The organism is Thalassospira sp. (assembly GCF_030690045.1).
Lineage (GTDB): Bacteria > Pseudomonadota > Alphaproteobacteria > Rhodospirillales > Thalassospiraceae > Thalassospira.
In genome coordinates this window covers 245594-271713 of record NZ_JAUYHK010000016.1, presented here as the reverse complement: position 1 = coordinate 271713, position 26120 = coordinate 245594, and the positions used below count along the sequence as shown (strand labels likewise).

Sequence of the window (26120 nt, the reverse complement as noted above, 5' to 3'; positions counted from 1 at the left end):
TTTGGAGGTGGTTCTGTAATCATGTCATTTGATGTCTGGCTGGGTTTTTGTGCGTTGGTGGTGTTGGTGGTCAGTACACCGGGGCCAAGTGTTTTGATCGGCATGTCGCATTCGATGCGATATGGTATCAAACCGGTGATGATCACTGCCTTGGGAGATGTCACCGCCAATATGATTCAGATGGTGATCGCCGCCGTTGGTCTTGGCGCGATCCTCGCCACATCGGAAAGTGCCTTTGCGATTGTCAAATGGGCTGGGGTTGCTTTCCTGATGGGGATCGGGCTGATGGCCTTTCTGCGCAAACCGACACCTGCCAATCCTGAAAATAACGATACCGAAACGAAATTAAATCACGGGTATGAAGCCGCAAGGCCGGGTCGCCTGTTTGGCGATTGCTTTTTGGTTGCCGCAGGCAATCCCAAGGCGATTGCTTTTTTCGGGGCGCTGTTTCCACAATTCATCGATGCAGGCAGCCCACTTGCCCCACAATTATTCATTCTGGGTGCGACCTTTGTCATTTTTGATTACAGCCTCGTAATGATTTATGCAATGGGTGCGGCACGACTGATGCCGTGGCTGAAACGGCGGGGCGGTAACAACGTGATTGGTCGGGTCAGTGGGGTGGTGTTGATCCTGGCGGCGGTGATTTTGTCGCTGATTGACACTCCGCAAAGCATCGCCCGCGAGTCATAAATCGGTGTTTTTCTCTGGCAAGGCGGTTGCGGCAGTTATCCCCGGATTGGAGGGAAACAGGCAAATGCCAGACCTTGCAGAGATATGATTCCCCTACAGAAATAAAGGAACTGCCACAATTCTATACAGAATTCAGATTGCATACCAACTGGTATGGATGTGTGACATTTTCGGGGTATTTTCGAGGGAGCGGGCCAAGGGGCTGCGCAATTTCAGGTTCAGGGATTAAATGCACCGCAAGGTCAAAAAAGACCTAGGCGGTTTCCTTGCCTGCCGCGACGATGATATCGCCAAATTCACGCAGAAAGACTGACCCCTTGACCGTCCGCTGGATCAAAACAGACCGCCGATCGTCTTCATCTACCTTGCGTTTGACCATGCCCAGCGAACTAAGCCGGTCAAGGGCGCGGGTAATTGCCGGTTTGGAAATATTCAGGGCATCGGCAAGGCCACGCACCGTATGCGGGGCCGGGGTCAGGTAAACCGACAACATCAGGGCCATCTGTCGGGCAGAAAGATCGGGGGAATCCCGTCTGACGCTTTCGACAATCGCGATACGCCAAAGGTCAAGTGCCTGTGACGGTTTGATCTCGATCGACATGCCCTGTGCCCAGTCGTTGTTTTGTTACGAATACGTAATCTGTTTACCTGACCCCTTGGTAGGTGTAAAGGGGCTTTTATTAATTTACTTTCCGTAACGACCCGAGATCAACCGGAAAGCGGTGCGGATGCCCTGGGCTTCGCCGCCTTCGGGGCGACCGGGGCGGGTCGAAGGGTTCCACGCCATCAGGTCGATATGTGCCCACGACTTTGCCCCTTCTGCGAAACGATCCAGAAACAGGGCGGCAATGATCGCGCCGCCAAAGGGGGATCCGGAAATGTTGTTGGTGTCGGCGGCCTTGCTATCAAGCATCGGGCGATAGTCATCCCACAGCGGCAACCGCCATACCGGATCGCTGATCGCCATGCCGGTTTCCTGCAAATCGGTCGCCAGTTTGTCGTCATTGCAAAACAGGGCCGGCAGGCCAAGGCCAAGGGCGACCCGTGCTGCCCCGGTCAGGGTGGCAAAATCCAGCAGGATATCCGGGTCCTCGCTGGCGGCTTCGGTCAGGGCGTCGGCCAGAACAAGACGGCCTTCGGCGTCGGTATTACCGACTTCCACCGTGATGCCCTTGCGGGTTTGCAAAATGTCGCTGGGCCGGAATGCTTTGCCCGACACCATATTTTCAACCGCCGGAATCAGAACCCGCAAGCGCACCGGCAGGTTTGCCGTCATGATCATGCGCGCAAGGCCCAATACCTGTGCCGCCCCGCCCATATCCTTTTTCATCAGTAACATATTGTTGGATGGTTTGAGGTCATAGCCGCCAGTGTCAAAACACACCCCCTTGCCGACCAGCGTGATTTTGGGTGCGGTTTCATCGCCCCAGCGCAGATCAATCAGGCGCGGGTCGCGGTCACTTCCTTTGCCGACCGCATAAATCGCCGGATAGTTTTTCGCCAGCAAATCCTCGCCGATGATGCTGGTGACTTTTGCGCCAAATTCCGCGCCCAGATGACGGGCGGCGTCTTCCAGGTCGGCCGGGCCCATATCATTGGCCGGCACATTGATCAGATCGCGGGCCAGCCCGATGCCACGGGCAATATTTTCGGCGGTGTCGGCATCAGGGCCGCCAGGGCGGACAAACCGCGCCCGGCTTTCCGGGGCCTTGCGATACCGGTCAAACCGGTAACCGCCCAGATAAAGCCCAAGGGTCGCCTTGCCGGTTAGCGGGCCGTTCCGGGTGATGCTGTCATCAAACTGATAATCCCCGACTGGAAGGGCTGTCGGCAGGGTGGCAAAATCCCACAGGGTTTTGGCATCATCGACATAGCCCAAAATCACCGATTGCACCGTGCCATTGGCATCGGGCAGCAGGATCAGGCTGCCTCGTTTGCCTTCAAACCCGTTGGCGGCAATCCATGCGCGATGGGCCGGGCTTTGGTGCGACAGCCAACCGGCAAAATCATTTTCGGCGACGGCAAAAATCGAAACAGGGTTGGTGGTATCGGGGGTGGCAATCATATGGTCGAACAATTTGATGGTCCTTGCTGATGGTAGCGCATCGCAGCCGCAATGCCGAACCCGGAACCGGGTTTGGGGCAGCATCGGGTGCGACCGGAAAACAGGATGCCTGATCTTAGGGGGATGTGAAGCCGGGAGCAATTACCCATTGCGTTGGTCTTGCCAGCGGGTGCAAAAAGTCCGACAGTCGCGCCCTTGGTCAGGATGCAGGAGAGATCGTCATGGAACAGCTACCGGTGCTGTATATCGGCAATAAAAACTATTCATCATGGTCCTTGCGGGCGTGGCTGGGCCTGAAAATGGCCGGGGTGGCATTCGAGGAAAAACTGGTGCCGCTTTATGGCCCCGACTGGGCAGCCAAGGCCCCGGTCATTTCGCCCAGTGGCAAGGTTCCGACCCTGTTTGACGGCGGTAAAACCATTTGGGAAGCCTTGGCGATCCTTGAATATATCGCCGATTGCAGGCCCGATACGATGTTATGGCCGCTTGATATCGACATCCGGGCGATGGCGCGGTCGGTGTCGATGGAAATGCATGGCGGGTTTTCGGCCCTGCGCACCCATATGCCGATGAATTTGCGCAAAAACCTGCCGGGGCGTGGCCGCAATGCGGCGGTTGAAAAGGACATTGCCCGTATTGGTGAAATTTTCCGCACCTGTCGCCGTCAATACGGGCAGGGCGGCGATTTCCTGTTCGGGTCTTTTTCGATTGCCGATGCCATGTACGCGCCGGTGGTCACACGGTTTAAAACCTATGGCGTGGAACTTGATGCGGTCGGTAACGCTTATATGGAAACCATCCTTGGCTTGCCCGCGATGCAAGGCTGGTACGCCGATGCGAAGGACGAAGAATGGGTCATCGCCGCATCCGAACTTGACTGAGGTTTTCCATGGTTGGCCTGACAGGACACTTGCCGGACATTGATCCACCCGGCAATGACCCCGCCCTTGATGCAACCTTGCGCGAGGTGCGGGCCTGTCGCATCTGTGCCGCCGATTTGCCATTGGGGCCGCGCCCGGTGGTGCGGATGGCAGCGGGGGCGAAAATCCTGCTGATCGGGCAGGCACCGGGGACAAAGGTTCATGAAACCGGCCTGCCGTGGAATGATGCGTCGGGTGACCGGTTGCGCGACTGGTTGCGGATGGATGTCGCCAGCTTTTACGATCCGGCAAAACTGGCGATCATGCCGATGGGGTTTTGTTATCCGGGGCGGCTGGCCGGGGGCGGGGATGCGCCGCCGCGCCCCGAATGCGCCCCGACATGGCATGATCCCCTGCGCCGTCATTTGCCCGACATCCGGCTGACGCTTCTGATCGGCCAATATGCGCAAAGGTTTTATTTGGGAACGCGGCGTGCCAGAACCATGACGGCAACCGTGCAACAATTTGAAAATTATCTGACCGATAACATCATGCCGTTGCCCCATCCCAGTTGGCGCAATACCGCATGGATTCGTAAAAATCCGTGGTTTGAACACCGTTTGTTGCCGGTGTTGCGTCACAGAATTCATGATATCCTGACGATAACGGGCAACCCAACCTGACAGGAGACGACAATGACCAAACTGTCCAAAGCCGAGATCGATCATGCATTGCAGGCGCTTGAAGGCTGGGCCCTTGCCGAAGATGGTCTGTCGATTGCCAAAAGTTTCCGCTTTCGCGATTTTAACGCCGCCTTTGGCTTTATGACGCGCATTGCCCTGATGGCCGATAAAATGGATCACCATCCCGAATGGTTCAATGTCTATAACAAGGTCGAAATCACCCTTTCGACCCATGACGCCGGGGGCGTGACCGACAAGGACATCACGCTGGCGAAATTTACCGATACGCTGGTGTGAGAGGCCGTCCTGTTATTTTGGTTCCAGCCGGACGGCGCCATCAATGCGGATGGTTTCGCCATTGATCATGCCGTTTTCGCAAATATGCAGGGCCAGACGGCCATATTCTTCGGGATGGCCCAGCCGTTTGGGAAAGGGCGTATTGGCGGCAAGGCTTTCCTGCACCTCGTCGGGCAGGCCCATCAACATCGGGGTGCCAAACAGCCCCGGCGCAATCGCCACCACCCGGATGCCATGACGGGCCAGTTCCCGCGCCGCAGGCAGGGTCAGGGCATGAACGCCGCCCTTTGATGCGGCATAGGCTGCCTGTCCGATCTGCCCCTCAAAGGCTGCGATCGAGGCAGTATTGATGATCACGCCACGTTCACCATCAATCAGGGCCTCGTTGCGGCTCATGGCATCGGCGGTGACGCGCATCATGTTGAACGTACCGATCAGATTGACATTGATCACCCGGGCAAAGGCGGCCAGATCGGCCGGGCCATCGCGCCCGATAATGCGTTCGCCATGCACGATCCCCGCACAATTGACCAGAATGCGCGGTGCGCCCATTTCGGCCGTAACACGGGCAAGGGCGGTTTCGACGCTATGGGCATCGGCAACATTGACGGGAAATCCCCGTCCGCCCAGCGGGGTTGCGGTTTGTGTTGCGCCTTCTTCATTCAGATCAAAGGCGGCAATTTTGGCCCCGGCATCGGCCAGAACCCGTGCGGTTGCCGCCCCCAAACCCGATGCCGCCCCGGTGACGATGGCAATATGACCCTTGACCTGCATGGCGTATCCATCCCGTTCAAATTTATAATAGGTATTTCTATACCAAATTATATCTTTATCGGGCAAGCCCCGGATATGCGCAGCAGATAAAGCCTATGGGCTGGTTTTCGGGGCGGTGGTGTGGCTTTTGCGTTCACGATGCACGACATAAAGGGCCGCCCCGATAATCAAGGCACCGCCGGGCAAAAGCCAGATATCAGGGATTTCACCAAACAGGATAAAGGCAAGCAAGGCAATCACCGGCAGGCGTAAATAGGAAAACCCGACGAAAAAGCTGTAATCGGCCAGTTGCATCGCCCGGACATTGCAATATTGCATGACATTCATCATTGCCGCTGCCAGCGCCATCAGCAAAACCGGCTGCCAGCCGGGCATTTGCCAGACAAACAGGGCGGGGATCAGCGAAACCGGTGTGGTAAACAGCATCAGATAAAAAATGATGGTGGTGGCACTTTCGGTCCGCACCAGCATTTTCATGGTAATGCCGATCATCGCCATGCACATTGCTGCGGCAATCGGCAACAACCATGCCGGGTCAAGGGGGACGGCACCGGGCCGGATCACCAGCGCCACCCCGATAAAACCGACCAGCACCGCCAGCCAGCGATGCGCCCGGATTTTTTCCTTGAGGATCAGGGCGGCAAGCAGGGTGCCAAAAAGCGGTACCGTAAAATTAAGCGTGGTGGCCGTTGCCAGCGGCAACCAGACAAGGGCCAGAAACCAGAAGCACATTTCCGCCACCGACAAGGCGGCACGCAGGCCCAGCAAGGGTAATTTGAGGGTGCGCAACGATGCAAACCCACTGCGCAAAACCATCGGCGCGATCAGCAACAACCCAAAGAAAAACCGAAAAAACACTGCCTGAAACGGATGAATATCGGTGGTGGCAATCCGCACGGTAATCGAAAAACAGGCGGCAATCACGGCAGCGGCTATTGCAAAAATAGCCGCCCGCATCAACGCAGGCAGGTTGTCAAACCAGTGCCGCATCAGGTTCGAGGTCCGTATGATGCCGGATCGGTGGCGGTTCGGGCCTTTGTTGCCGGAATCGCCTGTGCGTCGGCCGGGGCGGTGGTCGGCGGTGGCAGGGTTTGTTTATTTTTGCGCGCCAGAACGGCCTCGCGCCGGGCGATATACAGGGTGGACCCGATAATCAGTGCCGCCCCGGCCCATGTCCAGAAATCCACCGTTTCGCCAAAGGCGATATAGGCAAGGGCGGCGACAAAGGGCAGGCGCAGGAAATCAAACGCCATGACATAGGATTGATCGGCGGCCCGGTTGGCACGGACAAAAAGTTGTTGCCCGGCGGTGGCAAGAATGGCGATCAGCAACAGGATTGCGGTTTGCATCCATGTCGGTGTTTGCCAGACAAACAGCATGGGAATCAATGACAACGGTGCCATGATCAGGCCCATCCATGTGACAATGGCATTGGCACTTTCGGTTCGCGACAGCAATTTGACGGTGGTCACTGACGCCGCCATGAAAAATGTCGCGGCAATCGCCAGAATGATTCCGGTGCTCAGCTCCTGTGCGCCGGGCCGGACAATGATCATGGCCCCGACAAAACCGATGGCGACCGCACTCCAGCGCCGCGCACGCACCACTTCGTGCAAGACAATGGCGGCCAATATGGTCGTGAGGATCGGCACGGTGAAATTAATCGCAATAACCTGTGCCGCCGGAGTGCTGGCAAGGGCTGAAAACAGGCAAAACATGGCGATCAGGCCGATGATCGACCGGGTGACATGCAATTTCAGGCGCAATGTCCGCAATCCGTTTAACCGGTTGCGCAGCAACCATGGCACCATCGGGATCAGCCCGTATAAATTCCGGAAAAAGACCGCCTCAAACGGATGCAATTCCTGGGTGATCTGCCGGATCAGCACCGCCATTCCGGCAAAGCACATGGCCGCACCGGTCATCAGAAGCGCACCGCGGAGCGCGCCATTATCGGCAAGAATTGTGGAAACTGTCATGGTCATACAGGGATAAACCGGATTTTATAAAAAATCCACCATGCCGGAATAAAAAGGGCAGTGCATGTGCAACTGCCTGATTTTTGTGTATTATTGCAGCTACGCCGAAATTTTTAAGGAAAACAGGTCATGGACGCGATTGATCGCAAATTGCTTGATATTTTGCAGCAGGATGCATCGCAATCTTATGCGGTTTTGGGGGCGGCGGTCGGGCTTTCGGTTTCGGCCGTCAATGACCGGGTGCGCAAATTGCGCGAACAGGGCATCATTCGCGCCTATCGGATCGAGGTGGACCCGGTGGCCGTTGGTTTGCCTTTAACCGCACTGGTATGGCTGCGGACCGATCCGGCCAAAGGCAACAAAAAACTGGTCAAATCCCTGATCAAGGCGGACGAGGTTCTGGAATGTCACCACATGACCGGGCGGTTTGATTTTCTGTTGAAATTGCGGTTGCGCGATACGGCACATCTGGAAAGTTTTGTTGCCGATACCATCAAGGAACTGGGGGGCATTGTCGAAGTTCTGCCGGAAATCGCCCTGTCAACGGCCAAGGAAACTGCGTTTCTTCCGGCGCAGGCGGAATAAATCCGGTTTGTCCGGTCAGTTATTCCGGCAAAGCGCGGCGATTTCGGGCAATTTGCAAAATTTGCCGTAACTTTGCCGCCTTTGGGTGTTGTCAATCACAGACAGGGCCACAGATATAGTCTGGCGGATCATGTCGGTTTCGGGTGCCCGCAGCGTAATGGAAATTTTGGCAGGAAAGGAGGCTGAACAATGATCGATTCGATGAATCTGGTGATCCTGGTTACATCGCTTCTGGTTGTTGTTGCCGTTTTTACCAGCCTGATCAGTTTCCGGGTTGGTGCCCCCTTGCTGTTGGTGTTTTTGTTTGTCGGCGTGGCGGCGGGCGAGGATGGCATTGGCGGCATTGCTTTTGACAATGCGCCGCTGGCCTATTTTATCGGCAGTACCGCCCTTGCCATGATCCTGTTTGACAGCGGCTTTGAAACCCCGACGCGCGCCTTGCGCATTGCGGCCGCCCCGGCCCTTGTGCTGGCGACTTTCGGGGTCATTCTGACCACCGGGGTCATTGGGGCGGCGGCGTGGTTTTTGCTGGGCGTGCCGTGGCTGGTGGGCTTGCTGTTTGGTGCGATTGTCAGTTCAACCGATGCGGCGGCGGTGTTTTTTCTGTTGCGGGTTGGCGGTATCCATTTGCGTGATCGCACGCGATCCACCCTCGAAGTCGAATCGGGCAGCAACGATCCGATGGCGGTGTTTCTGACGATTTCGCTGGTTGAACTGATTGTCATGGGGGGCGGTGACAATATCGCCTTTGATCTGTTTCAACGGTTTGTCTTCCAGATCGGCTTGGGCGGGTTGTTGGGGCTTTTGGGCGGGCTGATCATTGTACAGGTGATCAACCGGGTCAAACTGGAACCCGGACTGGTGCCGATTGTCGTTCTGGCCTGTGCGCTCAGCCTGTTTGGCGCAACCAGCCTGATCGGCGGCAGCGGTTTTCTGGCGGTTTATGTTGCCGGTCTTTATGCAGGGAACAGCAAAATACGCATGGCAGTGGGCATCCGCCGGTTTCAGCATGTCACCACATGGTTGGCACAGATCGGCATGTTTGTGACCCTTGGCCTGCTGGCGACCCCCACCGAATTTGCCGATGTTTTGATTCCGGGTATTTTGCTGGCGCTGACGCTTGTGTTTGTGGCGCGCCCGGTGGCGATCTGGCTGTGTTTGCTGTTTTTCAATTTTTCACGCAATGACACGGCCTTTGTGTCGTGGGTCGGGTTGCGCGGGGCGGTGTCGATCCTGCTGGCGATTGTGCCGATGGTCGAAGGGGTCGAACAGGGACAGCTTCTGTTCAATACCGCCTTTATCGTGGTGATTACGTCTTTGTTGTTGCAAGGCTGGACGATCCGGCCAATGGCGAAATGGCTGGGCATTATTGTGCCGCCCCGGCATGGTCCGGTGGACCGGATTGATCTTGAATTGCCGGGTAATGCCAATCAGGAAGTGGTGGTGTATCGCGTCCATCCCGACAGCCCGGTGGCCGGGGGGCAACGTATTCCGCGCTGGGCGCGCCCGTCACTGGTGCTGCGCGATGGCAAATCACTGCGCCCGCAGGCCGCAGGCCGTCTTCAGGTTGATGACCGGATTTATATCATCACCCCGCCTGAACATGTGTCCTTGCTTGATCAGTTATTTGCCGGGGCGGCCGAAGGCGAAAACGACCGCGATCTGTTTGGCGATTTCAGTTTTGCCCCGACCACCCTGATTGGCGATCTGGGTCGCCAATACGGATTTCCGGTGGCAGTAGGCGATGCGGAACTGACGGTGGCCGATATTTTGCGCCGGGAATTGTCAGGAGACATCGAACCGGCCGACCGTGTACCCTATGGTCCGGTTGAACTGATTGTCCGGCGGATTAATGACGAACATGGTGTGGTTGAAGTCGGCCTGGCGGTTGAACAAATTGTGCATGTCAAGCGCCGTTTGCCGTTGTTTCATTCGCGCACGGAATTGCTGGCCCTGTGGAAACGCAGGAAACGCGCCCGCTTGCGCCGTAAATTACGCCTGAAACGGGCCGGGTCCGCCGGGCGAAAATCCCCGGCAAAAAAACAGTCCGATGGCGATGCGTCGCCCAAATCAACCGATAATCCGGCTGATCCTGATCCATCATGAATTAGCGTGCCTAATACATATATGACAATTGCTGGTTTGTCGTACAGGCGGCAATCGCCCTAAATATTCCGGTCATTGACCTGCCGGGAAAGCCATCATGGGCCAATTGGGATTATATGCCGCCGTTGTGCTGATTTGGGGCACGACCTGGATCGCCATCAAATATCAGCTTTCAGTGCCACCCGAGGTCGCGGTGGCATGGCGCTTTATCCTTGCTGCGGCAATCCTGTTTGCCTATGTCGCGATCCGGCGGTTGCCGATGCGTTACAGCCTGCGCGATCACGTTTTTATGGCGGTGTTGGGCGTGTGCCTGTTTTCGGTCAATTATGTGCTGATTTATATCGCCGGAGGCTATTTGACATCCGGGCTGCTGGCAGTGGTGTTTTCGACCATCGTCATCATGAACATGATTAATGGTGCGATCTTTTTTCATCGCCGCCCGGAAACCCGCACCATTATTGGCGCTATCATTGGCATGGCGGGGATATCACTGGTTTTTGCCCGCGATCTGGCGGCTTTTGATCTGGCAACCGGCGGAAGCATCGGCCTGATTGTTTCCCTGGTCGGCAGTTATATTGCGTCGCTGGGCAATATGGCCTCGGCCCGTAATCAGTCGCGCGGCATTCCGGTCATACAGGCCAATGCTTGGGGCATGTTTTACGGATCGGTATTGCTGGTCCTCTATATCCTTGTCAGCGGCACCGAATTTACCTTTGACACCAGCCCGTCTTTTGTTGCCGCCCTGATTTATCTGTCGGTTTTTGGTTCCATTCTGGCGTTTGGATTTTACCTGACATTGCTGGGCCGGATCGGGCCGGACAAGGCGTCTTACAGTTCGGTGATGTTTCCGGTGGTGGCCCTTTTGATTTCCACCTTTGCCGAAGGTTTTGTCTGGAACAGCAATATCGTTCTAGGCGTCGGCCTGACATTGCTGGGTAATATCGTCATTCTGACGCGCCGTTTGCCGGTGCGCCCGGTGACGGCGGCGATCACGCCCGAACCCTGCAAGATTGAGGGACGCTAGCATGAATATCGATTATTTTCGCATGATGGCCCGTTATAACCAGTGGGCGAATGAGCGCATGCTGGCTGCTTGTGCGACGCTGGATGGGGGGGCGCTTGCGGCCCCGCGTGTGGCGTTTTTCCCCTCGATCCTCAAAACCTTCAACCACATTCTGGTCGCGGATCGTTTGTGGCTGGCACGGCTGGAAGGGCGGGTGGAAAAACTGGCCCTTGATGATGTGCTGTATCCGGAATTTGGTGCCTTTCGGTCGGCCCGCATGGCGCAGGATCAGGCGATCATCGCCTTTGTCGATGCTCTGGATGACGACGTTCTGGCAACGGACCTTGCCTATCGCAATGTGGCGGGCAAGGCGTTTGAAACGCCACGCTCCGTTGTAATCGGACATTTTTTCAATCATCAAACCCATCATCGAGGGCAATTGCATTCGATGTTGCTGGAGGCCGGATGCGGGTCGCAGGAAATCGACCTGATTTATTTTGCCCGCCTGCACGGATATTCAAAATGATCGACCTTGTGGCGCAATATGGGACTTTTCTGGTGGCGGTAGTGTTGCTCAGTATCACACCGGGCCCGGATATGGCTTATTTGCTGGCGCAGGCCGCCACCCATGGCCGGCGGGTCGGGATCATGGCAAGCCTTGGCGTCTGTTCGGGGGCATTTGTGCATGTGATTGCCGCCGCCCTTGGTCTGTCGGCGATTCTGGCGACATCGGCAATGGCCTTTGCCGTGGTGAAATGGATTGGTGTTGCCTATCTGGTGTGGCTGGGTGGGCGGGCAATCTGGCAAAGTTTTCGCCCTCCGCAGGATGATCCGGATGATCTGATTGTCGTATCCGCCGTCGTGCCCTTGCGTCAGCCGGGATATTTCCGGGCATGGGGACAGGGGGTGATGATCGACATTTTCAATCCCAAGGTCGCGCTGTTTTTCATGGCATTTCTGCCGCAATTTGTCGATCCGGCGCATGGGGACATGGCGGCCCAGTTTTTGGTGTTGGGCCTGATGGTCAATGTGATCGGTTTTATTGTCGAATGTGCGCTGGTGTTCGCTGTTGCCTTTATGGTCGGGCGGTTTACCCGGAAATCCGGGGTGTCTGTCTGGTTGCAACGCTCCCTGGGCGGTATGCTCATTGCACTGGGCGCACGCCTTGCGCTCAGTGATCGTTAACGAACGGCATTCGTCGGGCGACCGGTTCTGACCGGTTCCGTCGCCCGGCGATACAGGGGCATTGTGTTCAGGCACAATGTTCCAGGTCCGGTTCAGGCCGGACCCTCTGGCATTCCAGAGCTCTCTACAGCAAACCTTCGACTTGCGCCCGGCCTGTGCCGGGCGTTTTTTTGTCGGCAGGTCAGGCGATGGCGGCGGCAATCATATCAACCACTTGCCGGTGACAGCGGGAATCGCCACTGGCGATCACCTGTCCGCTGCTATGCATGCTCAGGTCTTTACCCTGCCAGTCGGTGATGGCACCACCGGCGCCCGCCAGAACCGGGGCAAGGGCGCAAAAATCATAGGCCTGAAGTCCGGCCTCAACCACAATGTCGGCCAGTCCCAGCGCCACCAGCCCATAGGCATAGGCATCCATGCCATACATCGGTTGACGGCAACCATCGCGCACCGCCTCATATGCCTTTTGCTCGACGCCGCGAAACAATTCGGGGGCGGTGGTAAAGAAAATCGCCTGATCCAGTGACGGGCAGGCGCGGCTGGAAATAGTGGTGCCGTTAAAGGTCGTCGATTGACCTTCGGCCCCGAACCAGCGTTCATCGGTGATCGCCTGATCAATCAGGCCCAGCACAGGAACACCATTACGGCACAGAGCAATCAGGGTAGTGAAACTGGGCTTGCCGGTAATAAAGGATTTGGTGCCGTCAATCGGGTCCAGAACCCAGACATATTGTGCATCCATATTGTGACGGCCATGTTCCTCGCCCAGAATGCCGTGATCGGGCAATTCGCGGGTCAGAATCTCGCGCATGGTGCGTTCGACCTCGCGGTCGGCGATGGTGACCGGGCTGGCATCGGCTTTGACATCGATGGCGACTTTGGTGCGGTAATAGTGGCGCACGACAGGGCGGGCCGCATCGGCCAGTTGATGGGCGATATCGATAAAATTCCGGTCAACGGCCATATTGCGAACTCCTGATCTGATCAGACATCAAAAAAACAGGGGACGGCAAACCGTCCCCTGTCAGAATTATCGGCACATCACCGGCACGCTTACTGTGCGGGTGCGGCTTCGGTTTCGCCAGTTGCTTCGCCAGTTGCTTCGCCTTCTGCCGGAGCAGATTCAGCTTCGGCATCCACGCTGCCTTCCCCTTCGGGTGCATCCGCCGGGGCGGTTTCACCTTCTTCGGCAACAGCTTCGTCAGCCGGAGCTTCTTCTGCAACTTCTGCCGGGTCCGGATAAGGTAACGGATTGTCCGACATGCTGTTGAGATAGGCAATGACATTGGCGCGATCCGAGGCCTTGCTCAGACCGGCAAAGCTCATTTTCGTGCCGCTGATGTAATCACGCGGTTTGAAAAGAAACTCGTTCAGTTCGGCAAAACCCCAATTGCTGCCATGTTCGGCCATGCCTGCGGAATAGGCAAAGCCATCCATATGGGCAAAGCTGGCACCGACAATACCATAAAGGTTCGGGCCGACCTTGTTCGGGCCGCCTTTGGTAACGTCATGACATGACGCGCATTTTTTAAAGACGGCTTCGCCATCGGCGATACTGGCACTGGCCAGCATGGCCAGAATGGGTTCCGGACCAGCCGGTGCCGCGGGGGCACTGGCGGGCGCATTCGCCGCTGCAAGCAGATCGTCAGAGAAGGGATAGACGGGTTCTTCCAACTCTTGCGGGTGCACGAGTGCACCACCGACCTTGCCAACAACGATAACCAGAAGCACGGCGCAAATTACACCGGCGACGATCTTGTTGATTTCCATCGTTTTCATGACGGGATCCCGTTACAGCCTGTTCACTCTCAAGTCTTCATTTGACGCTGCTGACCCATGCGTCTCCGACGCTCTCACAAGAATACGCATGCGACAGCAGGTCAGACTGGTCGGACGGAAACTATACGTTTCAGGGATTTGCATCAACCTTTCTTAACAACCGATCCAAAACTTGCGAAAAAACAGGACTTTCCGGGCGATTCCGGCTTTTCCTTGCAGGGTAAAACCGGCTATTGTCGCGCCGCTTTCATGATCCGGGCCGGGGTGGGGGGTGCCTTGCATCCACCCGGATTCTGCCTGATCGTTTCTGTTTGCCACTTCGGAGGCTTTGATGTCCGTGCCGCGCAATCCTGTCATTATCATTCCGGCCCGTCTGGGATCGACCCGGCTGCCCGACAAGCCATTGGCCGATATTCATGGCGAGGCGATGATTGTGCATGTCTGGCGGCGCGCGGTTGAGGCCGGGATCGGTCCGGTGATTGTCGCCTGTGCCGAACAAAAGATTGCCGATGCCATCACACAGGCCGGTGGTATTGCGGTTCTGACCGATCCGGATCTGCCCAGCGGGTCTGACCGGGTGCATCAGGCCTTGCAGGAATGTGATCCCGACGGTCTTTATGATGCGATTGTCAATGTGCAGGGTGATTTGCCGACGATTTCTCCCGAAGACATCCGGGCGGTGTTTGATCCGCTGTCCGACCCGTCAGTGGATATTGCCACCCTTGCCGCCGTCATCACACGCGATGGTGAACGCACCAATCCCAATGTGGTCAAGGCGGTGGCGGCATTTGGTGGCGGGCGTGTGGCCCGCGCCCTGTATTTCACCCGGGCAACGGCCCCTTATGGTGACGGGCCGCTTTATCATCATATCGGGCTTTATGCTTATCGCCGTGCCGCGCTGGACCGGTTTGTGACCCTGCCGCCCGCCGAACTGGAACAGCGCGAAAAACTGGAACAGTTGCGCGCCCTTGAAAACGGTATGGTGATTGCGGTGGCGCTGGTGGACGGGGTGCCGCTGGGTGTCGATACACCCGAAGACCTTGAACGGGCCCGCGCCGCGCTGGGTCCCCGGCCCTGATCGCAGGATCGCGGTTTGATGTTTTGATTTGCCGAAAAATAAAACGGATGAGTAAATTTTACCTAATAATTCGGGAATGTGCCAGATGACTGCCGAAAAAACCGCCCATAAACGTATTGCCTTTCAGGGAATGCACGGTGCCTATTCCGATCAGGCCGCCCGCCGGTGTTTCCCCGGGGCGGTGACGGTGCCCTGCCGGACATTTGAAGGGGCATTCGGGGCATTGCGCGATGGTGAAGTCGATCTGGCGGTGATTCCGATTGATAATTCGCTGGCCGGGCGGGTGGCCGATGTGCATCACCTGTTACCCGAGTCGGGCGTCCATATCATCGGCGAAACCTTTTTGCGCATCAATCACGCCCTGCTGGCGGTCAAGGGGGCGCAGATTTCCGATATTCGCGAAATCCACAGCCATGTGCATGCGCTGGGCCAGTGCCGCAAAATTCGCAAGGAACTGGGCGTGCATACGGTGGTCGGGCCTGATACCGCCGGATGCGCCAAGGAAGTCGCGGATCGTGGCGATAAAAGCATCGCGGCGATTGCCCCGGTGCTGGCCGCCGAGATTTACGGGCTGGATATCCTGCGCACCGAAATCGAGGATGCCGAACATAACACCACCCGTTTCATCATCCTGTCACGCGATGCACAGGAAGCCGCGATTGACAGTGGCCCGGTGGTGACCAGTTTTGTCTTTCGGGTGCGCAACGTTGCCGCCGCCCTTTACAAGGCGCTGGGCGGGTTTGCGACCAACGGCATCAATATGACCAAGCTGGAAAGCTATATGGTGGAGGGGCATTTCACCGCGACGCAATTCTTTGCCGAGGTCGAAGCCCATCCCGAAGAATTACGCCTGCGCCACGCCCTTGAAGAATTGCAGTTTTTCTCGCACGAAGTCCGCATTCTGGGCGTTTATCCGGCCGATCCGTTCCGCCGGGATAACGATCTTCCGGCAGAATAAATATAAATCCGGGAGCCCGAAACCGGGCCCCCGGATCAAGGTTATGCGTTGGCCTGTGCGACCAGATCGCCGGAAAACCGGTTGATGATCTTGGTCAGTTCTGCCGACTGGCTGGACAGGGCCTCGGACGCGCTTTTAAGTTCGTCGGCATGAATTGTGGTGGCGTTGGCGTCTTTCATGGTCTGGCTGACATTGTCGGAAATCTGTTTGACGCCATCTGCACTGCGATTGGCGTTTCCGGCGATTTCCTGGGTTGCGGCCCCCTGTTGTTCGATGGCTGCGGCAATGGCGGTCGAGGCATTGCGAACCATTTCGATGGTTTCGGAAACCTGACCGATGCCGCGTACTGCCCGTTGTGTTCCATCGACAACGCCATTGATCTGGTTGGCGATTTCTTCGGTGGCGCGGGCGGTCTGGGTGGCAAGGTTTTTGACTTCGCTGGCGACTACGGCAAAGCCCTTGCCGGCATCTCCCGCGCGGGCGGCTTCAATCGTGGCATTCAGGGCCAGAAGATTGGTCTGCCCCGCGATATCATTGATCAGATTGACGATTTCCTGAATTTTATCAACAGAACGTGACAGGCCGCCGACATCCTCGCTGGCACGGTTGCTTTCATCGGTGGCGCGGACAACCGTATCGGCCATCTGGGTAATCTGCATGTTGATTTCGGCAATCGAGGAGGACAGTTCCTCGGTGGCGGCGGCAACGGCATCGACATTGTGGGAAACGTCACTGGCGGCCGAAGAAACCGTGCTGCTGTGTTGCAGAATGCCCCCGGCATTGCGCGACATATTGACCGACAGTTCAAGGCTGCGATGAACCGATTGATCGACCGAGCGGGCGATACTGCCGACTTCGCTTTCAAGTTTGTGGGCGATGTTGCGGATATTTTCCCGCCGTTCGTTTTCGCTGCGGCTTTTTTGTTCGGCGGCATCCTGTTCGAGTTGCTGGGCGCTGGCCGATTTGTCGCGCAGTGCCAGAATACCCGATGCCATATCCTGTATTTCGACGAATTTGGACTCGGTATCGACCGGGGCCTTGTAATTGCCTTCGGCGATGGTGCGGATATTGCGGTTCAGCGAGACGATGCTGTTGGTGATCCGGGTGCCGACCAGCCACGACAAAGCCCCGGCAATCGCAATGGCGATGACCGATATGATGGCGATATTGGTCATCACTTCCTGAAATTCGGCCTGAACATCATCCATATATACACCGGCACCCAGGGCCCAGTTCCATTCGGGAATGCCCCGAATATAGGCCGCCTTTTCAATCAGGCGTTCACCTTCGCCGGGTTTTTTGGTTTCATAGGTGATGATCCCGCCACCGGATTTGGCAGTGCTGACAATCATTTTGCGAACGGCACTGTCAGGTTTGCATTCGCCTTCATCACCGGGGCTGAGCGGATCAAGAACCATGCAATGGTTCAGATCGGAAATGAAAATGTAATTCTCGCCGTCAAAACGGTAATCCCGCAGAATGGCAAGGACGCGGCTTTGGGCTTCGGCCTCGTCAAATTCGCCCTGTTGCGCACGTTGCATATGGGATGTGACGATTTTGGTGGCACCTTCGGTCAATTGGCCGATGGCCTGAAATTTGCCGTTTCTGAGGCTTTCCTGATAATTCAGGGCGACCGTCAGGATGATGGCCAGCAAGGTCAAAAGACAGATGGCCGGAATCGAGAAAATACCCGTTACTACACGAAACTTCATAACACCTGTTCCCCGGTAAGACATGTCGGTTAACTTACATTGGCATCACAGGGTTTAATTATAAGGTCTTTCAGTAAATTAGAGGTAACAAATTTATCGGGCGCGCGTTCGGCGCATGGCTGCCCGGCGTTCGGAACGACAATTGAATTGATTGACTTTCGCAGGGCGGGCCTGTATCACCCCCTCATTCCTTCGCTTGTGGGCAGATTTGAGCTGCCAGGAACTGTATGAATAGGCGGGGGCGGCAGTGACGTGATGACGTCAGTGCCTCATCATATGCCTCTCATGCAGGGTCCTTGGCGCCGATTTGACGCGCACCGGGATGCTTTGCGCCTGAGCAGGCTTCTTTGTGGCGTGAACATGGCGCCGACCGGTGATTTGAAGGATCATCCTGATTATGACAAGTTTTGAAGGGCTCAAACTTATCGAGCCCCTGCTGCGCGCTGTTGAAGCTTCCGGCTTCACCGCACCGACCGAAATCCAGTCCGCCACCATTCCGGCATTGCTGGAAGGCCGCGACCTGATGGGGATTTCGCAGACCGGTGGCGGCAAGACCGCAGCCTTCTGTTTGCCGATGCTTCAGCGTCTGGCTGAAAATCCGAAACGCTCTGTCCCGGGTCAGCCGCGTGCGCTGATTCTGGCACCGACCCGCGAACTTGCCAACCAGATCGGCCAGTGCCTGCGCGATTTCAAAAAAGGCATCCGTCTGTTTTCGTCTGTCGTTTATGGTGGCGCGCCGATGGGCCCGCAGATTCAGGAACTGCGCCGTGGCGTAGACATTCTGGTCGCGACCCCGGGTCGTTTGCTCGATCATATGTCGCGCAATACCGTGCGCTTTGACGATGTCGAAGTCTTCGTGCTTGATGAAGCCGACCGGATGCTCGACCTTGGTTTTTCGGAAGATGTCCTGTCTGTTGCCGCTTTGCTGCCGAAAGATCATCAGACGGTGATGTTCTCGGCCACCATGCCGGCCGAAGTCAAACATCTGACCGACCGCCTGTTGAATAACCCGGTCATGGTTCAGACTGCACCGCAGTCCAGCGTGACCGAACGTGTAACCCAGCGTGGCATGTTCGTGACCCGTCATAACAAGACGCCGCTTCTGGTGCAGCTTCTGAAACGTGAAGGCGCGGATCGCGTTCTGGTTTTCACCAAAACCAAGGCGGATGCCGACGAACTGTCTTTCCAGTTGCGGGATGAAGGCGTTCAGGCCGATGCCATTCATGGTGACAAGCAGCAGCGTATTCGTCAGAAAATCCTGCGCAATTTCCGCGATGGCCGGTTCCCGGTTCTGGTGGCGACCGATGTCGCCGCCCGTGGTATTGACGTTCCGGGCATTTCGCATGTGATCAACTATGATTTGCCGACCGATCCGGAAAATTATGTTCACCGTATTGGCCGTACCGGTCGTGGTGGCGCAGACGGTATTGCGATTTCGTTCTGCGAACCGCGTGATGTCCGTCATCTGCGCAATATTGAACGCACCATCCGTCAGGATGTTGAAATCGATGCCGATCATGAATTCCATTCGCCGCCTGCCGCCCGTCGCGAAGGTGCCGGTGCAGGCCGTCCCGAAGGCCGTGGCCGTAACAGCAATTTCGGCAGCGGTCGTCCGTCTGGTCGTCCGGGTGCCGGTGGTGGAGCCGGTCGTGGCTTTGGCGGCGGTCGTGATGGCGAACGTTCGGAAGGCAAGCGTCGTTTCGATGGCCCGCGTGATGGCGAACGCCGTTTCGACCGTGCCGATCGTCCGGCAGCCGCCCGTCGCACCTTTGAAGAAGATCGTGCGCCGGATCGCGACAAGCCGCGTTTTGACGGCCCGCGTGGTCGCAATGAACGGTCGGATTTTGCCGGTCGCAACACCAATGATCGTCCGGAACGTTCGGATCGTGCCGACCGTGGTGCCCGTTTCGAGCGCAGCGGTGGTCGTGGCGAAGGCTTTGCCGCCGCCGCAGCCGGTGCGGGTGCCGGTCGTCCGACTTCGTTCCGTCCGCGCAGCGAACAGGGTGAAAAACCCGGCGCACGTTTTGAGCGTGCCGGTGAGCGCGGCGGTGAACGTGGTGCAGAACGTGGCGGCGAAAAACGTTTCGCAGGCAAGCCGCGTGTCGGTGCCGACCGTGGCAAGCCGGGTGGTTTTGCCAGTCGTGACCGCGATGACCGCAGCCGTGATTTCAGCGCCGACCGTCCGCGTCGTGCGGAAGGCCGTCCTGAAGGACGCAGCGAAGGTGGCCGTAGCGGCCAGCAGGGCCTGAAACGTCGTTCTGCCTAAGGGTACGATGCTGTCATTGATGACGGTAACAGATTTTTAAAAAGGGGCTCCGGTTTATGTCGGGGCCCCTTTTGCGTCAGGGTGATGTGGTTGTAATTATTTGAAATTTATGGTTGATTTTCAGGGGTGATAAAAAAAGTTATTCGCGACATTTTCCGGCGTATATTTGACACCATATAAAAATCCGGGGCGGTCAGGCAGGGCGAAAGGGCAGGCACAGATGCAGGTTTTTGAGCGTGGTTATCTGTGTTTTCTGATAGTGCTGGGCGCGATTGCGGTGGTGACACCCGGCATCGCGCAGGCCGATACGGACCGGTGCCATAAACTGGTGGCGTCAGGCAATCCGGATTACCCGCCCTATCTGTGGCGCAATCTCGAAAATCCAAATGAACTGATCGGTGCCAATGCCGATTTCATGGATCGTCTGTCGCGTGAAATTGGCATCCATATTGATGTGATCTATGTCGGCCCGTGGGGCCGCGTACAGGAAGAGGCCCGGTCCGGCAAGATTGACCTGATTGCCGGGGCGTTTCTGACATTGCCGCGCATGGAATATATGGATTATGTCCATCCACCGTTTCAGGGAACCGAAACGGTGATCTGGACACCCGAAAATTATACGATGGCGTATCAGAAGTGGGATGATCTGATCGGGCTGGAAGGCCTGACAGTGATCAATAACAGTTTCGGTCAGGCATTTGATACCTTTGCCCGCCAATCCCTGACCATTCGTGAAACCCCCAATCTGGAACAGGCCCTGCGCATGTTGTCGCTGTCGCGGGCCGACTATCTGATTTACGAGGAATATCCCGGTGCCGCCTATGTGGCGCGCTATAACATCGAGGGTATCCGCGCCCATGCGGTGCCGGTCAGTACCGAAGACCTTTATATTACCCTGTCCCATCAGTCGCCCTGCAATAATGGGGCCTTGCGGGGCCGTCTGGCGCAGGCGGTTTTCAAGCTGGTACAGGAAGATGTGATGACGGAAATGATTGCACGCAATGTTGCGCGATGGGGATCGGATACCAACTGACGGGCCGTTTTTTGCAAGGTCGCGCTTAAATCCGCATAGCAGTACGGATTTAATTTGACGTTTACGTTAACGTCAACTACAACGGAGTCCATATTTGATCCGGCAAGGTGACAGGATGGCCCGATGACTGTGTTTGAACCGTCAAATCCCGATTACGCAACCGAAGTCCGCCTCCGGTTTCGCCAGCAACCCTATAATTTGGCAATCGGGGCGGAAATTACCGATGTCCGGCCCGGTCAGGTCGAAATGGTCCTGCCTGCGCGGGCCGATCTGATCCAGCATAACGGCTATTTTCATGGCGGGTTGATTGCCGGGCTGGCCGATATCGCCGGGGGATTTGCCGGATGGAGTCTGGTCGCCGCCGATCAGGGCATGTTGACCATCGAATATAAACTGAACATTGTCGCCCCCGGACAGGGCCATCGCCTCAGGGCGGTGGGGGATGTGATCAGCCGGGGCCGATCGATCATTGTGACCCGTATTGATGTTTTTGGCGAAAAAAACGGTCAGGACAATCTGTGCGCCACCGCGTTGCAAACCCTGAAAGTCATGACATTGCCACCGGAACTGCAAGGCGCACAAACCGCCGGTTAAAACCATAATCCCACCCAGGGCAGGAAACACATAATGGCCTTTATTGATCTTCCCGGTTTGAAATTTGACCTTGGCGAAACCGCCGAGGCAATCCGCGATGCCGTTTCGACCTTTGCCGAGGCCGAAATCGCCCCCCGCGCCGCTGAAATTGATGCAAAAAACGAATTTCCGAACGATTTATGGCGCAAATTCGGTGATTTGGGCCTGTTGGGCATTACCGTGCCCGAAGAAGATGGCGGCACAGGCCTTGGCTATCTGGAACATGTCGTGGCGATGGAAGAAATCAGCCGGGCTTCGGCCTCGGTCGCGTTGTCTTACGGGGCGCATTCCAATTTGTGCGTCAATCAGATTCGCCGCAATGGCACGGCAGAACAAAAGGCACGTTATCTGCCCAAACTGATCAGTGGCGAACATATCGGTGCCCTGGCAATGAGCGAACCGGGTGCCGGATCGGATGTGGTGTCGATGAAACTGCGCGCCGAAAAAAAAGGCGACCGCTACATCCTGAACGGCAATAAAATGTGGATCACCAACGGCCCGGATGCCGATACGCTGGTGGTTTATGCCAAGACCGATATGTCCGCCGGGCCCAAAGGCATTTCGGCCTTTATCATCGAAAAGGGTTTTGCCGGATTTTCCACCGCGCAAAAGCTCGACAAGCTGGGTATGCGGGGTTCCAACACCTGCGAACTGGTGTTTATCGATTGCGACGTTCCCGAAGAAAATATTCTGGGCAATCCCAATGGCGGGGTGCGGGTATTGATGAGCGGCCTTGATTACGAACGTGCCGTTCTGGCCGCAGGCCCCACCGGGATCATGCGGGCCTGTATGGATGTGGTGGTGCCCTATATCCATGAACGCAAACAGTTCGGTCAGGCGATTGGCGAATTTCAACTGATGCAGGGCAAGATCGCGGACATGTACACGACGATGAATGCCTGCCGCGCCTATGTGTACGAGGTTGCCAAGGCCTGTGATCGCGGTGAAACATCGCGCAAGGATGCGGCGGGGGTCATCCTCTATGCCGCTGAAAAGGCAACATGGATGGCACTGGAAGCCATTCAGGCACTGGGCGGCAATGGCTATATCAACGAATATCCGACCGGTCGTTTGCTGCGTGATGCCAAACTGTATGAAATTGGCGCAGGCACCAGCGAAATCCGCCGCATGTTGATTGGCCGCGAATTGTTTGGCGAAACCGCCTGAAATATCTGACAGGAACATAAAATCATGAACCAGAATGATCCGATTGTCATTGTGTCCTGTGCACGCACCCCGATGGGCGGGTTTCAGGGCGATCTTGCCGGGATGACGGCATCCGAACTGGGCGGAATTGCCATTCGGGCCGCCCTTGAACGCGGTGGTGTGGCGGCGGCCGATATTGATGAAATCATCATGGGCAATGTCCTGTCGGCCGGACAGGGGCAGGCCCCCGCCCGACAGGCGGCATGGCATGCCGGAATCCCGCGCAGTGCCGGGGCAACCACACTCAATAAAATGTGCGGATCGGCGATGAAGGCGGCGATGCTGGGCCATGATGCGCTGATCGCGGGTAGTGCAACCATTGTGGTCGCGGGCGGAATGGAAAGCATGACCAATGCGCCGTTCCTGCTGCCCAATATGCGTAATGGACAGCGTTACGGCCATAGTCAGGTTTATGACCATATGGCGCTGGACGGGCTGGAAGATGCCTATGACAAGGGCCATTCAATGGGCACCTTTGCCGAGGATACGGCGGATAAATACGGTTTCACCCGTCAGGAACAGGATGATTATGCCATAACATCCCTGACACGGGCGCAAAATGCCGCAACCGGTGGCTATTTCGATGCGGAAATCACCCCGGTAACGGTTGCAACCCGCAAGGGTGATGTCATCGTCGGTACCGATGAACAGCCGCCCAAAGCCAATCCGGAAAAAATTCCAACATTGCGTCCCGCCTTTCGCAAGGATGGTACGGTAACGGCGGCGCATTCGGCATCCATTTCGGACGGGGCGGCAGCATTGGTGCTGATGACGCAATCTGAATCGCAAAGGCGCGGCCTGAAACCGCTTGCCCGGATTGTCGCCCATGCCACCCATGCGCAGGAACCCTGCTGGTTTACAACCGCCCCGATTGAGGCCAGCCGCAAGGTTCTGGCGCGGGCGGGCTGGACTGTTGATGATGTCGATCTGTGGGAAATCAACGAAGCCTTTGCCGTGGTGGCGATGGCGGCCATCCGCGATCTGGAACTGGATCATGGCAAGGTCAATGTGCATGGCGGGGCCTGTGCGTTGGGCCATCCGATTGGTGCGACCGGGGCGCGGTTGATCGTAACCCTGATTCATGCGCTGCAAAGCCGGGGCGGGCGCAAGGGCGTGGCATCGCTTTGCATTGGCGGGGGCGAGGCAACGGCATTGGCGGTTGAATTGCTATAGATTTTAATAATCCAAAAGAGGGGCTACCATCTTTGGCGCTCTGCCCTTATTTTGTCGCAGCTTATTTTGCGGCATAGGAGGGAACCAGACCAATGACCATGCGCACAATAGACCGGATGATGGCAGGATTTCGCAGTTTCCGGGCGATCTATTATGAACAGCGCCCGGAACGGGTGGCCGATCTGGTCGAAACCGGACAGCGCCCCGAAGTCCTTTTGATCGCCTGTTCGGATTCCCGTGTCGATCCGGCGATCCTGATGAATGCCGAACCGGGCGAAATGTTTATCGTGCGCAACGTCGCCAATCTGGTGCCACCTTACGAACCCGATGATCAGTATCACGGGACTTCGGCGGCGATTGAATTTGCGGTGCGCGACCTGAAGGTGCGCGATGCCGTGGTGTTGGGCCATTCATCCTGCGGCGGCATCAGTGCGCTGGTGGACAGTGCCGAAGGCGGTGTGGTCCCGGATCATGATTTTATCGGGCCGTGGATGAACATCGCCCGCTGCTGTCTGGAACATGGCCCCGATATTGACAAGGTATCGCGCCATTCGGTGCGCAATTCCTTGAAAAATCTTCTGGATTTCCCGTTTGTGCGCGACGCGGTGGATGCCGGAACCCTGAATGTGCATGGCTGGTGGTATGGCATGAAGGAAGGCGCCTTGTGGCGTTACCGGGCCGACGAAGACAAGTTTTACAAGGACGACTGACGGAACCGGTTTTCTTTCTGGTCCGTCCCATTGCGGAGAAGAAAGCATGCTGCGGCTGGAAGATCATCAGGTTATGGTGCGCGATACGGCGCGTGAATTTGCCGAAAATGAACTACGACCCCATGCCGAAAAATGGGACCGCCACCATACTTTCCCGGCCGAGGCAATTGCCGGTCTGGGCGAACTTGGCTTTCTCGGCATGCTGGTGCCCGAACAATATGGCGGGGCGGGCATGGATCATGTGTCCTATGCGCTCGCACTCGAAGAAATCGCGGCGGGCGATGGCGCGACATCGACCATCATGTCGGTGCATAATTCGGTCGGCTGCATGCCGGTCCTGAAATTCGGGACCGAGGCGCAAAAACAGGATTATCTGGTGCCGATGGCCCGCGGCGAAAAAATCGGCGCATTCTGCCTGACCGAACCGCAGGCCGGATCGGATGCCAGTGCGCTGCGTACCCGGGCAATTCGCGATGGCGATCATTGGGTTCTGAACGGGTCCAAGCAATTCATCACATCGGGCAGCGAAGGCGACATCGCCATTGTCTTTGCCGTCACCGACCCGGAGGCGGGAAAACGCGGCATTTCCGCCTTTATCGTGCCAACCGATACACCGGGTTATGTGGTGTCGCGGGTCGAGGAAAAACTGGGCCAGAATGCCTCCGATACCTGCCAGATCACCTTTGTCGAATGCCGGGTGCCGGTGGAAAACCTGCTGGGTGTCGAAGGCCAGGGCTATAAAATCGCCCTTGCCAACCTCGAAGGCGGGCGGATTGGCATTGCCGCCCAGGCCGTCGGCATGGCGCGCGCCGCGTTCGAGGCCGCACAGGCCTATGCCAATGAACGCGAAACCTTTGGCAAGAAAATCATCGATCATCAGGCGGTGGCGTTTCGCCTTGCCGATATGGCAACAAAAATTGATGCCGCCCGGTTGCTGGTGCTGCGCGCGGCTGCCTTGCGCGATGATGGCAAGCCCTGTTTGACCGAGGCCTGCATGGCAAAACTGTTTGCATCTGAAATGGCCGAAGAAGTCTGTTCCGCCGCTATTCAGATTCATGGCGGTTATGGATATCTCAAGGATTTCCCGGTCGAACGGATTTATCGCGATGTCCGGGTTTGCCAGATCTACGAAGGCACATCCGATATCCAGCGCATGGTGATTGCGCGGTCGTTGGCGGATTAAGGCTTTGCTGCCCGCCGCGCATGTCAACAGCACGCAAGGCAATGTGCAGGTTATTGTTTTGCGGGTTGCGCATCAGGCTGTTTTTGTTGTGACACCGCGATCATTGATGAGGCGGTGGTGCAAAGTGGTCGAGAAATTCTGTGTGTTCTGCGCGTCATA

General features: G+C 56.8%; 26 protein-coding genes. 18 read left to right on the top strand and 8 right to left on the bottom strand.

Annotated features, from left to right (window positions below; all coding sequences use genetic code 11):
- Positions 1–21: 21 nt before the first annotated feature.
- Positions 22–693, top strand: coding sequence for a LysE family translocator (locus tag Q8O73_RS12845; RefSeq protein WP_305558564.1), 672 nt, complete (start codon positions 22–24; stop codon positions 691–693).
- A 253-nt stretch (positions 694–946) separates the two neighbouring features.
- Here Q8O73_RS12845 and Q8O73_RS12840 read toward each other — a convergent pair whose 3' ends face one another.
- Both Q8O73_RS12840 and Q8O73_RS12835 read right to left on the bottom strand, forming a co-directional pair.
- The gene (locus Q8O73_RS12840; RefSeq protein WP_305558563.1) at positions 947–1294 is read right to left on the bottom strand and encodes a MarR family transcriptional regulator; all 348 of its coding nucleotides are present in this window, start codon (positions 1292–1294) and stop codon (positions 947–949) included.
- An 84-nt stretch (positions 1295–1378) separates the two neighbouring features.
- Positions 1379–2770: a M17 family metallopeptidase gene (locus Q8O73_RS12835; RefSeq protein ID WP_305558562.1), complete on the bottom strand. Its 1392-nt coding sequence runs from the start codon at positions 2768–2770 to the stop codon at positions 1379–1381.
- 209 nt (positions 2771–2979) lie between these two features.
- Between Q8O73_RS12835 and Q8O73_RS12830 the strand changes: the two genes are divergently transcribed.
- From Q8O73_RS12830 to Q8O73_RS12820, 3 genes are read left to right on the top strand one after another with little or no spacing between them, the layout of a single operon-like run.
- Positions 2980–3639: a glutathione S-transferase family protein gene (locus Q8O73_RS12830; RefSeq protein ID WP_305558561.1), complete on the top strand. Its 660-nt coding sequence runs from the start codon at positions 2980–2982 to the stop codon at positions 3637–3639.
- An 8-nt stretch (positions 3640–3647) separates the two neighbouring features.
- The gene (locus Q8O73_RS12825) at positions 3648–4301 is read left to right on the top strand and encodes a uracil-DNA glycosylase family protein (protein WP_305558560.1); all 654 of its coding nucleotides are present in this window, start codon (positions 3648–3650) and stop codon (positions 4299–4301) included.
- A gap of 12 nt (positions 4302–4313) precedes the next feature.
- On the top strand, positions 4314–4598 hold the full coding sequence (locus Q8O73_RS12820) for a 4a-hydroxytetrahydrobiopterin dehydratase (RefSeq protein ID WP_305558559.1): 285 nt from the start codon (positions 4314–4316) through the stop codon (positions 4596–4598).
- Positions 4599–4610: 12 nt separating this feature from the next.
- On the opposite strand, the gene Q8O73_RS12815 is transcribed toward Q8O73_RS12820, so the two are convergent.
- From Q8O73_RS12815 to Q8O73_RS12805, 3 genes are all read right to left on the bottom strand, one after another.
- The gene (locus Q8O73_RS12815; protein ID WP_305558558.1) at positions 4611–5372 is read right to left on the bottom strand and encodes an SDR family NAD(P)-dependent oxidoreductase; all 762 of its coding nucleotides are present in this window, start codon (positions 5370–5372) and stop codon (positions 4611–4613) included.
- Positions 5373–5465: 93 nt separating this feature from the next.
- Positions 5466–6362, bottom strand: a complete 897-nt coding sequence (locus Q8O73_RS12810; RefSeq protein WP_305558557.1) for a DMT family transporter — start codon at positions 6360–6362, stop codon at positions 5466–5468.
- Positions 6362–7351, bottom strand: coding sequence for a DMT family transporter (locus tag Q8O73_RS12805; RefSeq protein ID WP_305558556.1), 990 nt, complete (start codon positions 7349–7351; stop codon positions 6362–6364). Before Q8O73_RS12805 ends, Q8O73_RS12810 begins: the two co-directional genes overlap by 1 nt.
- A gap of 129 nt (positions 7352–7480) precedes the next feature.
- Here Q8O73_RS12805 and Q8O73_RS12800 point away from each other — a divergent pair, with 129 nt between their 5' ends.
- From Q8O73_RS12800 to Q8O73_RS12780, 5 genes are all read left to right on the top strand, one after another.
- Positions 7481–7936: an Lrp/AsnC family transcriptional regulator gene (locus Q8O73_RS12800; protein ID WP_305558555.1), complete on the top strand. Its 456-nt coding sequence runs from the start codon at positions 7481–7483 to the stop codon at positions 7934–7936.
- A 189-nt stretch (positions 7937–8125) separates the two neighbouring features.
- On the top strand, positions 8126–10042 hold the full coding sequence (locus Q8O73_RS12795; RefSeq protein ID WP_305558554.1) for a potassium/proton antiporter: 1917 nt from the start codon (positions 8126–8128) through the stop codon (positions 10040–10042).
- Positions 10043–10139: 97 nt separating this feature from the next.
- Positions 10140–11066 (top strand): DMT family transporter, encoded by a 927-nt coding sequence (locus tag Q8O73_RS12790; RefSeq protein ID WP_305558553.1) that lies wholly within the window; start codon positions 10140–10142, stop codon positions 11064–11066.
- 1 nt (position 11067) lies between these two features.
- Entirely contained in the window at positions 11068–11571 is a 504-nt protein-coding gene (locus Q8O73_RS12785; RefSeq protein ID WP_305558552.1) for a DinB family protein, read from the top strand.
- Positions 11568–12230 carry a LysE family translocator gene (locus tag Q8O73_RS12780; protein ID WP_305558551.1) on the top strand — a complete coding sequence of 221 codons (663 nt, stop codon included), beginning with the start codon at positions 11568–11570 and terminating at the stop codon, positions 12228–12230. The genes Q8O73_RS12785 and Q8O73_RS12780 overlap by 4 nt, the downstream gene beginning before the upstream one ends.
- Positions 12231–12411: 181 nt before the next feature.
- Here Q8O73_RS12780 and hisN read toward each other — a convergent pair whose 3' ends face one another.
- A complete protein-coding gene (gene hisN, locus Q8O73_RS12775) occupies positions 12412–13194 on the bottom strand; it encodes a histidinol-phosphatase (protein WP_305558550.1) in 783 nt (260 codons plus the stop codon).
- 89 nt (positions 13195–13283) lie between these two features.
- Positions 13284–14009: a cytochrome c family protein gene (locus Q8O73_RS12770; RefSeq protein ID WP_305558549.1), complete on the bottom strand. Its 726-nt coding sequence runs from the start codon at positions 14007–14009 to the stop codon at positions 13284–13286.
- 331 nt (positions 14010–14340) lie between these two features.
- On the opposite strand from Q8O73_RS12770, the gene Q8O73_RS12765 reads away from it, so the two are divergent.
- Together Q8O73_RS12765 and Q8O73_RS12760 are read left to right on the top strand one after the other, a co-directional pair.
- Complete coding sequence (locus tag Q8O73_RS12765; RefSeq protein WP_305558548.1) at positions 14341–15087, top strand: 3-deoxy-manno-octulosonate cytidylyltransferase; 747 nt, start codon at positions 14341–14343, stop codon at positions 15085–15087.
- A gap of 85 nt (positions 15088–15172) precedes the next feature.
- On the top strand, positions 15173–16045 hold the full coding sequence (locus tag Q8O73_RS12760; RefSeq protein WP_305558547.1) for a prephenate dehydratase: 873 nt from the start codon (positions 15173–15175) through the stop codon (positions 16043–16045).
- 41 nt (positions 16046–16086) lie between these two features.
- Here the strand turns inward: Q8O73_RS12760 and Q8O73_RS12755 are convergent, their stop codons facing one another.
- Complete coding sequence (locus Q8O73_RS12755; protein ID WP_305558546.1) at positions 16087–17757, bottom strand: methyl-accepting chemotaxis protein; 1671 nt, start codon at positions 17755–17757, stop codon at positions 16087–16089.
- A gap of 397 nt (positions 17758–18154) precedes the next feature.
- On the opposite strand from Q8O73_RS12755, the gene Q8O73_RS12750 reads away from it, so the two are divergent.
- From Q8O73_RS12750 to Q8O73_RS12720, 7 genes are all read left to right on the top strand, one after another.
- Positions 18155–20023, top strand: coding sequence for a DEAD/DEAH box helicase (locus Q8O73_RS12750; protein ID WP_305558545.1), 1869 nt, complete (start codon positions 18155–18157; stop codon positions 20021–20023).
- A 220-nt stretch (positions 20024–20243) separates the two neighbouring features.
- Positions 20244–21056, top strand: a complete 813-nt coding sequence (locus Q8O73_RS12745) for an ABC transporter substrate-binding protein (RefSeq protein ID WP_305558544.1) — start codon at positions 20244–20246, stop codon at positions 21054–21056.
- A gap of 123 nt (positions 21057–21179) precedes the next feature.
- Positions 21180–21650, top strand: coding sequence for a PaaI family thioesterase (locus tag Q8O73_RS12740; protein WP_305558543.1), 471 nt, complete (start codon positions 21180–21182; stop codon positions 21648–21650).
- Between the two features lie 33 nt (positions 21651–21683).
- Positions 21684–22856, top strand: a complete 1173-nt coding sequence (locus Q8O73_RS12735; RefSeq protein WP_305558542.1) for an isovaleryl-CoA dehydrogenase — start codon at positions 21684–21686, stop codon at positions 22854–22856.
- Positions 22857–22880: 24 nt separating this feature from the next.
- Complete coding sequence (locus Q8O73_RS12730) at positions 22881–24068, top strand: acetyl-CoA C-acyltransferase (RefSeq protein ID WP_305558541.1); 1188 nt, start codon at positions 22881–22883, stop codon at positions 24066–24068.
- Positions 24069–24160: 92 nt separating this feature from the next.
- Entirely contained in the window at positions 24161–24778 is a 618-nt protein-coding gene (locus Q8O73_RS12725; protein ID WP_305558540.1) for a carbonic anhydrase, read from the top strand.
- Positions 24779–24827: 49 nt separating this feature from the next.
- Positions 24828–25961, top strand: a complete 1134-nt coding sequence (locus tag Q8O73_RS12720) for an acyl-CoA dehydrogenase (RefSeq protein WP_371135094.1) — start codon at positions 24828–24830, stop codon at positions 25959–25961.
- The last annotated feature ends 159 nt before the right edge of the window (positions 25962–26120 follow it).

Excerpts from the sequence above, each read along its gene's own strand:
- Q8O73_RS12745 (WP_305558544.1), top strand. The coding sequence starts at position 20,244 with ATGCAGGTTTTTGAGCGTGGTTATCTGTGTTTTCTGATAGTGCTGGGC.
- Q8O73_RS12830 (WP_305558561.1), top strand. The coding sequence starts at position 2,980 with ATGGAACAGCTACCGGTGCTGTATATCGGCAATAAAAACTATTCATCA.
- Q8O73_RS12810 (WP_305558557.1), bottom strand. The coding sequence starts at position 6,362 with ATGCGGCACTGGTTTGACAACCTGCCTGCGTTGATGCGGGCGGCTATT.
- Q8O73_RS12770 (WP_305558549.1), bottom strand. The coding sequence starts at position 14,009 with ATGAAAACGATGGAAATCAACAAGATCGTCGCCGGTGTAATTTGCGCC.
- Q8O73_RS12800 (WP_305558555.1), top strand. The coding sequence starts at position 7,481 with ATGGACGCGATTGATCGCAAATTGCTTGATATTTTGCAGCAGGATGCA.
- Q8O73_RS12740 (WP_305558543.1), top strand. The coding sequence starts at position 21,180 with ATGACTGTGTTTGAACCGTCAAATCCCGATTACGCAACCGAAGTCCGC.
- Q8O73_RS12735 (WP_305558542.1), top strand. The coding sequence starts at position 21,684 with ATGGCCTTTATTGATCTTCCCGGTTTGAAATTTGACCTTGGCGAAACC.
- Q8O73_RS12760 (WP_305558547.1), top strand. The coding sequence starts at position 15,173 with ATGACTGCCGAAAAAACCGCCCATAAACGTATTGCCTTTCAGGGAATG.
- Q8O73_RS12815 (WP_305558558.1), bottom strand. The coding sequence starts at position 5,372 with ATGCAGGTCAAGGGTCATATTGCCATCGTCACCGGGGCGGCATCGGGT.
- hisN (WP_305558550.1), bottom strand. The coding sequence starts at position 13,194 with ATGGCCGTTGACCGGAATTTTATCGATATCGCCCATCAACTGGCCGAT.
- Q8O73_RS12825 (WP_305558560.1), top strand. The coding sequence starts at position 3,648 with ATGGTTGGCCTGACAGGACACTTGCCGGACATTGATCCACCCGGCAAT.
- Q8O73_RS12725 (WP_305558540.1), top strand. The coding sequence starts at position 24,161 with ATGACCATGCGCACAATAGACCGGATGATGGCAGGATTTCGCAGTTTC.
- Q8O73_RS12755 (WP_305558546.1), bottom strand. The coding sequence starts at position 17,757 with ATGAAGTTTCGTGTAGTAACGGGTATTTTCTCGATTCCGGCCATCTGT.
- Q8O73_RS12785 (WP_305558552.1), top strand. The coding sequence starts at position 11,068 with ATGAATATCGATTATTTTCGCATGATGGCCCGTTATAACCAGTGGGCG.
- Q8O73_RS12795 (WP_305558554.1), top strand. The coding sequence starts at position 8,126 with ATGATCGATTCGATGAATCTGGTGATCCTGGTTACATCGCTTCTGGTT.
- Q8O73_RS12750 (WP_305558545.1), top strand. The coding sequence starts at position 18,155 with ATGACAAGTTTTGAAGGGCTCAAACTTATCGAGCCCCTGCTGCGCGCT.
- Q8O73_RS12805 (WP_305558556.1), bottom strand. The coding sequence starts at position 7,351 with ATGACAGTTTCCACAATTCTTGCCGATAATGGCGCGCTCCGCGGTGCG.
- Q8O73_RS12820 (WP_305558559.1), top strand. The coding sequence starts at position 4,314 with ATGACCAAACTGTCCAAAGCCGAGATCGATCATGCATTGCAGGCGCTT.
- Q8O73_RS12840 (WP_305558563.1), bottom strand. The coding sequence starts at position 1,294 with ATGTCGATCGAGATCAAACCGTCACAGGCACTTGACCTTTGGCGTATC.
- Q8O73_RS12790 (WP_305558553.1), top strand. The coding sequence starts at position 10,140 with ATGGGCCAATTGGGATTATATGCCGCCGTTGTGCTGATTTGGGGCACG.
- Q8O73_RS12780 (WP_305558551.1), top strand. The coding sequence starts at position 11,568 with ATGATCGACCTTGTGGCGCAATATGGGACTTTTCTGGTGGCGGTAGTG.
- Q8O73_RS12765 (WP_305558548.1), top strand. The coding sequence starts at position 14,341 with ATGTCCGTGCCGCGCAATCCTGTCATTATCATTCCGGCCCGTCTGGGA.
- Q8O73_RS12730 (WP_305558541.1), top strand. The coding sequence starts at position 22,881 with ATGAACCAGAATGATCCGATTGTCATTGTGTCCTGTGCACGCACCCCG.
- Q8O73_RS12845 (WP_305558564.1), top strand. The coding sequence starts at position 22 with ATGTCATTTGATGTCTGGCTGGGTTTTTGTGCGTTGGTGGTGTTGGTG.